14 protein-coding genes and 1 pseudogene are annotated in these 12,630 nt (G+C 38.8%); 12 read left to right on the top strand and 3 right to left on the bottom strand.

What is annotated here, in order from left to right; genetic code table 11:
- Window positions 1-6 precede the first annotated feature (6 nt).
- Window positions 7-483, top strand: a complete 477-nt coding sequence (gene smpB / locus BN202_RS05965) for an SsrA-binding protein SmpB (protein WP_019219705.1) — start codon at window positions 7-9, stop codon at window positions 481-483.
- A 21-nt stretch (window positions 484-504) separates the two neighbouring features.
- On the opposite strand, the gene BN202_RS05960 is transcribed toward smpB, so the two are convergent.
- The gene (locus BN202_RS05960) at window positions 505-1,173 is read right to left on the bottom strand and encodes a uracil-DNA glycosylase (protein WP_019219704.1); all 669 of its coding nucleotides are present in this window, start codon (window positions 1,171-1,173) and stop codon (window positions 505-507) included.
- A 396-nt stretch (window positions 1,174-1,569) separates the two neighbouring features.
- Between BN202_RS05960 and rpoZ the strand changes: the two genes are divergently transcribed.
- The 11 genes from rpoZ to panB all read left to right on the top strand — a co-directional run bounded on the left by rpoZ (window position 1,570) and on the right by panB (window position 10,942).
- Window positions 1,570-1,968, top strand: coding sequence for a DNA-directed RNA polymerase subunit omega (gene rpoZ / locus BN202_RS05955; protein WP_019219703.1), 399 nt, complete (start codon window positions 1,570-1,572; stop codon window positions 1,966-1,968).
- 128 nt (window positions 1,969-2,096) lie between these two features.
- Window positions 2,097-4,322: a RelA/SpoT family protein gene (locus tag BN202_RS05950; protein WP_019219702.1), complete on the top strand. Its 2,226-nt coding sequence runs from the start codon at window positions 2,097-2,099 to the stop codon at window positions 4,320-4,322.
- A 17-nt stretch (window positions 4,323-4,339) separates the two neighbouring features.
- Window positions 4,340-4,918, top strand: coding sequence for an orotate phosphoribosyltransferase (gene pyrE, locus BN202_RS05945; protein ID WP_034987670.1), 579 nt, complete (start codon window positions 4,340-4,342; stop codon window positions 4,916-4,918).
- A 91-nt stretch (window positions 4,919-5,009) separates the two neighbouring features.
- Window positions 5,010-5,612 carry a DUF2062 domain-containing protein gene (locus BN202_RS05940; RefSeq protein ID WP_019219700.1) on the top strand — a complete coding sequence of 201 codons (603 nt, stop codon included), beginning with the start codon at window positions 5,010-5,012 and terminating at the stop codon, window positions 5,610-5,612.
- Window positions 5,609-6,010, top strand: coding sequence for a holo-ACP synthase (gene acpS / locus BN202_RS05935; RefSeq protein ID WP_019219699.1), 402 nt, complete (start codon window positions 5,609-5,611; stop codon window positions 6,008-6,010). Before BN202_RS05940 ends, acpS begins: the two co-directional genes overlap by 4 nt.
- Window positions 6,011-6,091: 81 nt before the next feature.
- Complete coding sequence (lepB, locus tag BN202_RS05930; protein WP_019219698.1) at window positions 6,092-6,904, top strand: signal peptidase I; 813 nt, start codon at window positions 6,092-6,094, stop codon at window positions 6,902-6,904.
- Window positions 6,885-7,592: a ribonuclease III gene (gene rnc / locus BN202_RS05925; RefSeq protein WP_019219697.1), complete on the top strand. Its 708-nt coding sequence runs from the start codon at window positions 6,885-6,887 to the stop codon at window positions 7,590-7,592. The genes lepB and rnc overlap by 20 nt, the downstream gene beginning before the upstream one ends.
- A complete protein-coding gene (era, locus tag BN202_RS05920) occupies window positions 7,585-8,490 on the top strand; it encodes a GTPase Era (protein ID WP_019219696.1) in 906 nt (301 codons plus the stop codon). The genes rnc and era overlap by 8 nt, the downstream gene beginning before the upstream one ends.
- Before the next feature lies 1 nt (window position 8,491).
- On the top strand, window positions 8,492-9,238 hold the full coding sequence (gene recO, locus BN202_RS05915) for a DNA repair protein RecO (protein ID WP_019219695.1): 747 nt from the start codon (window positions 8,492-8,494) through the stop codon (window positions 9,236-9,238).
- A gap of 22 nt (window positions 9,239-9,260) precedes the next feature.
- Entirely contained in the window at window positions 9,261-10,127 is an 867-nt protein-coding gene (gene panC / locus BN202_RS05910; RefSeq protein WP_034987603.1) for a pantoate--beta-alanine ligase, read from the top strand.
- A complete protein-coding gene (gene panB, locus BN202_RS05905) occupies window positions 10,124-10,942 on the top strand; it encodes a 3-methyl-2-oxobutanoate hydroxymethyltransferase (RefSeq protein WP_019219693.1) in 819 nt (272 codons plus the stop codon). The genes panC and panB overlap by 4 nt, the downstream gene beginning before the upstream one ends.
- Window positions 10,943-11,118: 176 nt before the next feature.
- Here panB and BN202_RS05900 read toward each other — a convergent pair.
- Window positions 11,119-11,740: pseudogene (locus BN202_RS05900) on the bottom strand (YfbR-like 5'-deoxynucleotidase).
- Entirely contained in the window at window positions 11,740-12,606 is an 867-nt protein-coding gene (gene ygfZ / locus BN202_RS05895; protein ID WP_019219691.1) for a CAF17-like 4Fe-4S cluster assembly/insertion protein YgfZ, read from the bottom strand. Before ygfZ ends, BN202_RS05900 begins: the two are co-directional and overlap by 1 nt.
- Between the last annotated feature and the right edge of the window lie 24 nt (window positions 12,607-12,630).

Here is a 12,630-nt window from a genome sequence, read left to right as displayed (position 1 = left end):
GTTGCCATGAGTAAAAAAAAGAACGCGCCAGTACGAAAAATAATAGCAGATAATCGTAAAGCACGTTTTAATTATGAGATTCTCGATAATCTTGAAGCTGGCTTGGTGTTACAGGGCGCAGAGGTTAAGTCTTTGCGTTCTAATCATGCAAATATTGCTGAAAGTTATGCCAGTTTTGAAAATGGGGAGTTATGGTTGGTGAACAGCTATATTCCTGAATATACACAAGCTAATCGTTTTAATCATGAGCCACGTCGTTTGCGTAAGTTATTAATTTCAAAGCGTGAAATGGCACGTTTTTTAAACGCGACTTCTCGTGAAGGAATGACACTTGTTCCTCTCAAACTTTATTTTAATGAAAAAGGGCGCGCTAAGTTGGAAATTGCTCTGGCACGTGGGAAAAAGCTTCACGATAAGCGTGAGACGGAAAAGAAACGTGATTGGGGACGTGAAAAAGCAAGACTTTTAAAGAGATATGGATAACGGAACTACTATCCTTTATTTTTAGCATTGATCTAGATATGTTCTCGCTGCTGCAAAAATCTGATGGAACATAGTATCCGTTAAGCGGCCGGTATTGGTATTATAGCGTGAACAGTGATAACTTGAAAAAATACGTAATCTGCCAATATTATTGACTTCTCCATGCCCAAAGGGATGAGCTAAAATTTTTGCATTGAGGGCACGCAATGTTGAGTGATGTGCAATGGTACCGAGGGTAACAACAGCTTTGAGTTTGGGAAGATTTGTTAAAAGAGGTGCAAAGAAATATCGGCAAGTATTAATTTCTGCACCAGTGGGCTTATTTTCTGGCGGCACACAACGAACTGAATTAACAATTGCAGCATCAATCAATTCAAGACTGTCATCGGCTCTTTCTTCAAAAGTACCTTGGGCAAAGCCAAACTTTTTGAGAGTGGAATAAAGTAAGTGTCCAGCATAGTCACCAGTGAACGGGCGCCCAGTTCGATTTGCTCCACGCAGTCCAGGAGCAAGACCCACAATGAGAAGTCGTGTTGTGGTTGCACCTTTATAGGGAAAGAATGGATGCACAGGTGCATTATACCAGTGTGGTTCTTTCATGCGCCAGTCAGAAATGAAATTGTGCAAGCGAGGGCATAGATTACAATTTTGAGGTGGTTCTGGGCAAAGCGGTGTGAATTGGTTATTCATGGAGCAGCATTTATCATTTTTTATAAAAATTATTTTGAGATATATGATGGATCATGTTTTTGTGAACAACCATAATGAATATAGATGAATTATTTAATAACAGAGTTTAACATAAAATATTGCTTTATTTTTCAAAGAGAGACAATTATTCAGTGATTTATTCGATAAATTAAAATGGATATGAAGACGACATTTAATGGGACAATATTTCTGATTTAAATGAATACTTTATCATAAATAATGTGTATGAGATTATCTTATAGCGAAAGATTTTTAATGAAATCATTTAGCAAAAAATATGAAAGCTTGCATTGTTTTTCTTGTGTTTTATTTTGTTTATTGTATATACTCTGCTCTTATTAGGAAAAATTTTTAATCTTTAAGAAAGAAGCATAAATGGCCCGCGTAACTGTAGAAGATTGTATTGATAAAGTCGATAACCGCTTTGAGTTAGTGCTTTTAGCTGGGCATCGGGCGCGTCAGATTTCACAGGGGGCACAGATCACAGTTGGTCGTGATAATGATAAAAATCCGGTTGTTGCTTTGCGTGAAATAGCAGAAGAAACATTATCACCTGCCGATTTAAAAGAAGATCTTATTCATTCGTTGCAAAAACATGTGGAAGTAGATGAACCAGAAACGGTAAGTGAGCTGATCACGCATTCAGGGGAAGCTGAAAGTGTTTTGGGAGCATCAATGGAAGAAGAGGGGGGAGTATTCGATCATATGTCGGAAGAAGAGCTTTTAGCGGGTATTGAGGGTTTGGTTGTTCCGGAGAAGAGTGACGATTATTAACTACAGCGATTTATATTATGGGAGAGGATATACATTGTCATGCAGTAGTTGTTATTTTCTGGTCTTTATGGATGGGATGTTTGTATTCAATAAGGATTAAATTGTGAGAAGATAAAGGATATACTCGTATGATGCGTCAGTGTGAGCTTGTTGAACGTGTTCAACGTTACAAGTCTGACGTAGATGAATCTCTTTTAAACAGAGCCTACGATTATGCAATGCAAAAGCATGGTCATCAAAGGCGTGCTTCGGGTGATCTTTATTTTTCTCATCCCTTAGAAGTTGCTGCTATTTTGACGGATATGCGGTTAGATGAAGCAACAATCGCCGTTGCTCTTTTGCATGATACAATTGAAGATACGAGTGCTACACGAGCAGAAATTGATCAACTTTTCGGGTCTGAAATTGGTAAGTTGGTGGAAGGACTCACAAAACTTAATAAGCTTGATCTTGTATCGAAGAAGGCAGTACAAGCAGAGAATCTCCGTAAATTGCTTATCGCTATTTCTGATGATGTTCGTGTTCTTTTAGTCAAGCTCGCTGACCGTCTTCATAACATGCGCACCCTTGGCGTTATGCGTGATGATAAACGCCGGCGTATTGCTGAGGAGACAATGGATATTTATGCGCCACTTGCAGGTCGTATGGGTATGCAAGATATGCGCGAGGAATTAGAGGATCTTTCTTTCTTGTATTTAAATCCAGAAGGTTATCGTACGATTACCAATCGGCTTTCTGAATTATCAAAGCGCAATCGTGATTTGCTCTCTCGGATTGAAAATGAACTAGCAAAACTTTTTTTCGAGAATGGCATTAAAGCAGATGTTAAAAGTCGTCAAAAGAAGTCTTATTCAGTTTTTCGTAAAATGGAAAGTAAGGCATTATCCTTTGAACAATTATCTGATATTTTTGGCTTTCGCGTTATTGTTGAAACAGTGAATGATTGTTATCGTTCTCTTGGTGTCATTCATACGACCTGGCCAATGGTCCCTGGTCGTTTTAAAGATTATATTTCTATCCCAAAGCAGAATGATTATCGCTCCATTCATACAACGATTGTAGGCCCTTCGAGGCAACGTGTTGAACTACAGATTAGAACTGCTGCTATGGATGAAATTGCTGAATATGGCGTTGCTGCACATTCTATTTATAAAGAGCACGGTTCCAATTATTCGATTTCAAAGTTATCAAACGAAACCAATGCCTATGCGTGGTTGCGTCAAACGATTCAATCTTTGTCAGACGGAGATAACCCAGAAGAGTTTTTAGAACATACAAAGCTTGAACTTTTTCAAGATCAAGTTTTTTGTTTTACGCCCAAAGGCCGACTGATTGCCTTTCCAAAAGGCGCTACCCCTATTGATTTTGCTTACGCGGTCCATACTGATATTGGTGATTCTTGTGTTGGGGTAAAAATCAATGGTCGTATTATGCCTTTAATAACAAAATTAAAAAATGGTGATGAAGTTGATATTATACGTTCACAAGCACAAATTCCACCAGCTGCGTGGGAGTTTCTCGTTGTAACAGGTAAAGCACGTTCAGCCATTCGCCGCGCAACCCGCGCAGCGGTACGTAAGCAATATTCTGGTCTTGGATATCGTATACTTGAGCGTTCATTTGAGTATGTAGGAAAACAATTTTCAAAAGACGCTCTCAAACAAGTCTTACCACGTTTAGCACGCAAAGATGTAGAAGATGTATTGGCTGCTGTAGGACGTGGTGAGTTACCCTCTGCTGATGTAATTAAAGCAATTTATCCTGATTATCAAGATCACCGTGTCGTACAAAAGTCATCTTTTAAGCCTGGAGAAGAAGGTTGGTTTAATATTGAAAATGCTCAAGGTATGATTTTTAAAGTTCCAGAAAATGAAAAGGATGCAACTGCACAGAAACATCAATCCAAAGCATTACCTATTCGGGGAACTCATGGTGATATTCCTGTACAGTTTTCTCCTGAAGGTGCTGTTCCGGGGGATCGGATTGTTGGTATTATGCAACCCGGTGCTGGAATTGTTATTTATCCGATACAATCTTCGGCTTTGATGGCATATGATGATCAGCCAGAACGATGGATTGATGTTCGCTGGGATATTGATGCCCAAATGAATGAACGTTTCCCAGCTAGGATTAATATTTTGGCTGTTAATAGCCCTGGTTCTTTAGCTGAAATTACTCAAGTCATTTCTGCCAATGATGCCAATATACAAAATTTATCTTTTATTCATACAGCACCAGATTTTACAGAAGTTATGCTTGATTTGGAAGTTTGGGATTTAAAACATTTAAATCGTATTTTTTCTCAGTTAAAAGAGGCAGGTTCGGTTAGCGCAGTACGACGAGTTCATGGATGAAGAAGAAAGATTTCGCGATGAATACACAAGATGTGATTAATATTTTTAAACAAGCAGATGCTATTTTGGAAGGACATTTTATTTTAACATCAGGTCGTCATAGTGCTATTTATATGCAGAAAGCGAAAGTATTTATGCATGCTGATTTAACAGAAAAGTTATGTTGTGGATTGGCTGAAAAAATTAAAAAGTCTATTGAAGGAAAAATTGACTATGTAGTTGGTCCCGCGATTGGTGGTCTTATTCCCTCCTATGAAACTTCACGTCATCTTGGGGTTCCGTCTCTGTGGGTAGAGCGTGTAAATGGTATATTTGAGTTGCGTCGTTTTGAAATCAAAAAGGGTGCACGGGTTGTGATTGTTGAAGATATTGTAACAACAGGTCTTTCCATTCGTGAGACGGTTGATGCTCTGGTTGCAGCAGGAGCAGATGTGTTAGCCAGTGCATGTATTGTTGATCGTTCTGGTGGTAAGGTTGATGTTGGAGTTCCGTTGATTGCACTTGCTGAATATGAGATAGCATCTTATGCTAGTGATGCACTTCCTGCTGAAATTGCAGCACTTCCAGCGATCAAGCCGGGGAGTCGAAATATTTAATTGTTTTTCTATTTTTTTGCAAAAAACTTGGATAAACCTATTTAAACTATGCGAATTATTTCATTGTCACAAGATGTATACTGAGAGGCATATGCTTTTTCGTCGTCGAGAACCAGTAGATTTTATAAAGCGTGTTCGGCTTTGGTTATGGCCACGTCGTTCATTTTCTCGCTCATTTTGCTACATACGTAAACGTATTTTGCGTATATCAGCAACACCGCATGAAGTTGCATTGGGGTTTGCCATAGGCATTTTTCTAGCTTGTTCGCCTCTCTTTGGCATGCATATTCTTTTGGCAATATTTTTTTCTTGGGTTTTACGGGCAAATTTTGCAGCAGCAATTATTGGAACGATTTTTTCTAATCCACTGACATTCTTGCTCATTGTTATAGCTGATTATAAAATCGGTTATTTCTTTCTATCACTTTTTAGCAATGTAAATGAGACTTCTCTTTCGCAAATTCGCACCCTCTTTGATGGTTTGACACTTTCAAATATCTCTCTACTCTTCAAGGGAGCATGGGATTCAATCATGAGACCAATGATTTTAGGTGGCACCCTTTTGGGGGCTATTTGGGGTAGCTTATCTTATATAGGTGTTTATAGAGCAATTTCCCGTTTTCAAAAGAAGCGATATCAAAAGATTATAAACAAAAACCGTATGTGGCAAAAAAAAACGGATGATACCTTATGATCATCGGTATTGGGAATGATCTTGTTGATATAAGACGCATCGAAAAAATGTTGATTCGTTATGGCGATCGTTTTGTTCAACGCATTTTTACTGATATTGAACAGATCAAATCTGAAAGTCTTCAAAAAAGATCTTCTTCTTATGCCAAAAGATTTGCTGCCAAAGAAGCATGTGCTAAGGCTTTAGGAACAGGTATTGCTTGCGGTGTAAGCTGGAAAGGTATGGGAGTGGAAAATTTACCATCCGGAAAGCCAATCATGAAACTAACAGGTTGTGCGCAAATGCGCTTACAAAAATTACTGCCTCTTTCTTATGAAGCTATCATTCATTTAAGTATAACGGATGATTTTCCTTGGGCGCAAGCATTTGTTATTATTGAAGCACTTCCACGTGAATAGATATTGTGGGAGATTGTACTTTTGTTATTTGAACATTATGATAAAAGATGAATTATATCTGTAATGGGAAGGGTGTCTATAATGATTGAGAAAGAGAAAATGCGTCAAAAGGAAGAAAAAGGTGGAATTCTTGAATTCATTTGGGTTTTGATACAGGCTCTATTGTTAGCAGCGCTTATTCGTACACTTTTTTTTCAGCCTTTTAGTATTCCTTCCGGTTCTATGCGTCCTACCTTACTTGTAGGCGATTATCTGTTTGTTTCAAAATATGCATATGGCTATTCTCGTTTTTCTATTCCTTTTTCTCCCCCTCTTTTTTCGGGGCGGATTTGGGCATCTCAGCCTCAGCGTGGCGATGTTGCTGTTTTTCGTTTACCAAGTAATCCAAAGATTGATTATATAAAACGTGTTATTGGATTACCAGGTGATCGTATACAAGTGCGTCAAAGTGTTCTTTATATTAATGACGAGGCTGTTTCACGTCATTTTATGGGGAAGATTGATAATTCTGATATAACGGAGGTTAATGACCCTGTTGACGTCTATCGTGAGACACTGCCCAATGGTGTGAGCTATGATACACTTGATTTAGCTTTTATTCCAAAAGTTGATGATACAGAAGTCTTTGAAGTTCCAGCAGGTCATTATTTTATGATGGGCGACAATCGCGATAATTCAGACGATAGTCGTTTGGATGTAGGTTATGTTCCAGAGGAGAATCTGGTTGGTCGAGCAAGTGTGATTTTTTTCTCTATTAGTAATGGTTCAAGTGCTTGGCAGCTTTGGCGTTGGCCATTAGATGTACGTTGGAATCGTTTGTTTTCTTTCATCAATACTGTTCATGATTTGCCGCTTATCAAACAAGGAAACAATAATGAAGCGTCCAATAATTGATCAGCTTGAGAAGCTGACGGGGCATCGCTTTAAAGATGAAGAGAGGTTAAAAAGAGCATTAACACATTCTAGTGTCCAAGATTCGGAACAAGGGAATTATGAGCGGTTGGAATTTCTAGGAGATCGGGTTCTGGGGCTTTTGATTGCAGAAATGCTCTATCAATTTTTCCCACAGGCAAGTGAAGGCGAATTATCGGTGCGCCTCAATGGTTTGGTGAATGCACATGCATGTGCCGATGTTGCGCGAGAAATGGGGTTGCCTCATATGATCCATGTTGGTTTTGAGATGAGAAATTTCGAGGGGCGCCGACTCATCAATATGCATGCTGATGTGGTAGAAGCTTTAATTGCTGTGATCTATCTAGATGGAGGATTGGAGAGCGTTCGCCCCTTTATTCAAAGATATTGGCAAAGCCGAGCAAAAGAAATGGATGCTGGTCGGCGTGATGCAAAAACAGAGTTACAGGAATGGGCTCATATGCAGGGTAATGCACAACCACATTATCGCGTTATAAAGCGTTCGGGTCCAGATCATGATCCTGTTTTTATGGTAGAGGTAAGCATTGTTGGTTTTGCTCCAGAGATTGGGCAGGGCAGTTCTAAAAGATCTGCCGAAAGAATGGCAGCTGAAAAAGTTTTACGACGAGAAGGAATATGGGAAACAATGGGAAAAAGTAATCATGGATGACGTTATGAAAACGCGTTCTGGTTTTGTTGTACTTATTGGGATGCCAAATGCTGGCAAATCGACATTAGTAAATCAGTTAGTTGGGACAAAGGTTTCAATTGTAACGCATAAGGTACAAACAACACGAACTTTAATCCGCGGTATTGTCATTCATGATAATACGCAAATCGTGTTGGTTGACACACCAGGTGTTTTTCGTCCTCATAAGCGGTTAGAGCGCGCGATGGTATCTACTGCTTGGGGGAGTGTTAAGGGGGCTGATGTTCTTTTAGTTTTGATTGATGTTCAAAATGGTCTTTCGGATGACGTTTATACAATGTTAGATATTGTAAAGAATATTAAACAAGATAAGATTCTCGTCCTTAATAAGATTGATACAATTGCAAAAGAGTCTCTCTTAGCGTTAACTGCCAAAATAAATGAGCATGTGAAATTTTTGCAGACATTTATGATTTCCGCTCTAAATGGTTCTGGTTGTAAGGATTTGCTTCATGCGTTGAGTGACATGATGCAGGAGGGACCATGGTATTATCCAGAAGATCAAATTTCGGATATGCCTATGCGTCATCTTGCTGCTGAGATTACGCGCGAAAAACTTTTTCTTCGCCTTCATGACGAACTCCCTTATTCTTCAACAGTTGAAACGGAGAGCTGGGAAGAGCGTTCAGATGGTTCCGTTAAAATTAACCAAGTTATTTATGTAGAACGTGATAGCCAGAAGAAAATAGTTTTAGGATCAAAAGGCGATACAATTAAAGCGATTGGTCAAGCAGCACGTAAAGAATTAATGGAAATCATGGATCAAAAAGTTCATCTTTTTCTCTTTGTGAAAGTGCGTGATAATTGGGACAGTGATCCGGAACGTTATCGTGAAATGGGATTGGATTTTCTAAAATAAAATGAAATGGAAAGAGCAAGCCATTATCCTTGGTACACGCCAATATGGTGAAACAAGTGTTATTCTTGAAATTATGACACGTCAGCATGGTCGTTATATGGGGGTGGTAAAAGGGGGGCGTTCGCGTCGTATGGCAGCTCTTCTTCAACCTGGCAATTTTGTTGAGGCTGAATGGTGGGCACGTTTAGACGAACATTTGGGACTCTTTCGCCTTGAAGCGATTGATTTACATGCAGCACGATTAATAATTTTACCAGAAGCACTGTATGCTTTGCAGTTATTGGCTTTTCATTTGCGTCTTCTTCCTGAGCGTGATCCACATCCCATTTTATATGATCTGTTACATCTTTTTATACAGCATTTTGATGAACCATCTGTCATTGCAGAATTGCTTGTACGTTTTGAAATGCGGCTGCTTGAGGAGCTTGGTTTTGGTCTTGATTTATCTCATTGTGCTGCAACAGGAAGCTTAGAAAGACTTATCTATGTCTCACCAAAATCGGGACGGGCTGTTTGTGAGCAAGCAGGGCGTCCTTGGAAAGAAAAACTTCTCACTCTTCCTCAGTTTCTTGTGCGAAGAACGATTCGTCCTGTAGATTTTAGTGACATAATAAATGGTTTTATTTTAACAGGCTTTTTTTTAATGCGCCATGTCTGGGAACCACGAGATATAAAACAACCAATGGTGCGCATGAATTTGATACAATTATTTGAACGGCGATTTCGTGTGCAAGCTTTAACTTGTTAATTTAATAAATATTAAAGAGAATATGAAAATGCGAATTTTAAAAACGATTGCTGAAGTACGTCAATATATCACCGAAGAACGACGTTTAGGGTTTTCGATTGGGTTGGTTCCCACTATGGGAGCATTACATGAAGGCCACCTCGCATTAGTACAGCAAGCAAAAGCAATGTGTGATTGCATTGTGGTTTCTATTTTTGTCAATCCGAAGCAATTTGGTCCCCATGAAGATTTTGATAAATATCCAAGAGATTTGCAGGGTGATTGTGCTTTATTGAAAAAAGCAGGTGTTGAATATGCTTTTGCACCTACTACCGATGAGATGTGGCCACGAGGAAATGAGACAATTGTGAAGGTAGAAAAACTATCACGCATATTAATCGGAAAATTACGTCCTAGGCATTTTTGTGGTGTGACCAGTGTTGTTGCTAAACTTTTTAATATTGTTCAACCGGATAAGGCTTTTTTTGGAGAAAAAGATTTTCAACAAATCTCGATTATTCGACGGATGGTTGAAGATTTGGCTTTTCCTATTGAAATTATTGGTGTGCCCATTTTACGTGAAGCAGATGGTGTAGCGTGTTCTTCACGGAATAAACTTTTAACATTAGAAGATCGTAAAGCAGCAAAAATTATTCCTGAAAGTGGTAAAACTGCTGAAAGACTTTATAGCCAAGGCGAGCGATCTGTTGAGAAATTATGCAAAATTGTTCGCAATATTTTACAACAGGAATCACGTGCGATTGTTGAATCCATAGATTTACGGGATATGGAAACTTTGTGCAGCGTTAAAGGAAAATTAGAAAAACCTGCAGTTTTATTGCTCACAGTTCGCTTTGGTGCTGTGAGGCTTATTGATCAATACATATTGCAAGAGAAGGCTGAAAAATGAGTATACATACTAAAACCGTAAAGCGTATAACTTCTGCTGAAATACGCTCAAGAAAAGGGCAACAGCCGATAGTTTCGCTCACAGCTTATCAGGCTTATACTGCACGGATTGCTGATCCCTATTGTGATATACTTTTGGTTGGTGATAGTGTTGGTATGGTGGTATATGGATTTGAGACAACACTTCCTGTTAATTTAGATATGATGATTTTGCATGGGCAAGCAGTGATGCGTGGTTCTCAAAAGGCGCTTATTGTTGTTGATATGCCTTTTGGTTCTTATGAAAAAAGTCCAGAACAAGCCTTTTTGAATGCGTCGCGTGTTCTTGCACAAACAGGATGTGGGGCAGTTAAGCTTGAAGGTGGTATTTATATAGCAGAAACAATAGATTTTTTATCTAAACGAGGCATTCCAGTCATGGCGCATATAGGCCTTACGCCACAGGCGGTGAATCATTTTGGTGGTTTCAAGACACAGGGATGCAAACAGAGCGATTGGCAAAGAATTGAAGACGATGGGGCGGCGATTGAAGAAGCCGGTGCTTTTGCTGTTGTTATAGAAGGAGTTGTCGAGCCTCTAGCAATAAAGCTTACAGAAAAACTTTCTATCCCAACTATTGGTATTGGTGCATCCAGTCAATGTGATGGACAAATATTGGTTATGGAAGATATGTTGGGCTATGGCGCTCACGTGCCCAAATTTGTTCGTCGTTATGGTGCTCTTGAACAAGCAATGGAGACAGCTATCAAGAATTATGCAGAGGATGTCACATCACGTGCTTTTCCAGCAGACAGAGAAGTTTATAAACTAAAATAAATCCAGTTTAATGTGAAAATCTTAAAGCAAGCGGTATTGGTGATCAGCTTTGATAATGAAGAGAACAAAAGAAATTTATTCTTTGTTATGGTTGCTCTCAAAGAGCTGTTTTGACAAGAAGGTGGAGGTTCCATATATTCACTTTTTAACTAAAATGATAAATGCTACAAGGAGCATTAGTGTGCTCTCTGAGCATCAAGGTCGTTAAAGCGCCTTAAAAAGGCATTTTCAATTTGTTGTGTAGAATATGGCTGCAAATTAAGATCATCGCATAAAATATTATTGGGAGAACCAAAATAGCGAAGAGCTTCTTCTTTATTAAATCCAGCAAGTGTAATAGCTTCGTAGAATGCAGCAATACGATCAGCTTGTTTGATTTTTTTCACGAGTTTTTGCGAGGGATTAACTGGGAGAGAAAAGCGCATATGGATAGCATCTTGTATACGTTTTTCGATGAGTTCATATTGTTTTCCGATGACAGCTTTAAAAGGCGAAATAATATCACCGATGACATATTCTGGTGCATCATGAAAGAGAGCACATAGACAATCATTACTATGCGATTGCGGACAAAGCTTTTGAAATATTTGTTCTACCAAAAGTGAATGTTGTGCAACAGAATAGGCATGCTCTCCTTGTGTTTGACCATTCCAACGCGCAACGCGGGCAAGCCCATGGGCAATATCTTCAATTTCAATATCAAAAGGAGAAGGATTTAGGAGGTCAAGTCGCCGACCAGAAAGCATTCTTTGCCAAGCACGTGCTTCTCCTTTTTTTTGATAATTCAGCTTTAGCCATCAGTGCGTTTCCATAGTGCTTTCAGGGAAGGTAAAATTCATATTTTTAGCAATGCTTATGGTAACGGGAACATCTTTTACTGTAAATGGAATATTATTATCCATAGCATTCTTAACATGGTCAAGACGGGTTAAAACGAGAGCTTCATTTTCAGCACATGTTCCCAAATAACCAAGAATTTTTGTTCCTGCTATAACGCTGGAACTTGGAGTTAATGCATGTTGGCTTTTTACAATCAAAACACGACGGCGCACTGTGTGGCGGTGATGCATTCGTGAAACGATTTCTTGTCCGATATAACATCCTTTATTAAAGGCGAGTCCATTAATTTGATCATAATTAATATCATGGGGAAAGACTTTACCTATTTCATAATCTTGACCACTTTCTGTGATTGCATAATGCACACGCAGTCGATTCCAAGTATCACAACATTCTGAGGCTAAAAAAGGTGTTGTTCCGTATGTCCGTATTATTTTTTCTTTTTGTGGAAAGCGTTTATCAATAAAACTTGAATCAAAATCTAAAGTATCTGATTCATTATTCCAAGAAACTGTAACAAGTTCTTGGAATGGTTCTGTAATTTCTACTTTTTTATGCAGTTTATAAAGGAGCAGGCGCTTGTAAAAGGTATCAGCCAGAGAGACAACGATATCAATCAGATAATCATCATCTCTTTTGCCGATAAGAAAATCAGCAATAACTTTTCCTTGTGGGGATAAAAGCGCTCCAGGAAAAATTTCTTGTGGGCCGATTTTGGTTATATCTGTTGTGAAAAGAACTTGTAGAAAATCTGTTGCTTCTTGACCAGTAACTTTAATAATTCTACGGTTTTTTAAGAGAGTAGCATTTTGTTTTTGAATCATGGTTCTTGCCTTTCTGCCCAAAGT

The organism is Bartonella florencae, from assembly GCF_000312525.1.
GTDB lineage: Bacteria > Pseudomonadota > Alphaproteobacteria > Rhizobiales > Rhizobiaceae > Bartonella > Bartonella florencae.
Note: the sequence above shows the minus strand (reverse complement) of the source record. Positions and strands in the feature narration are given on the sequence as shown.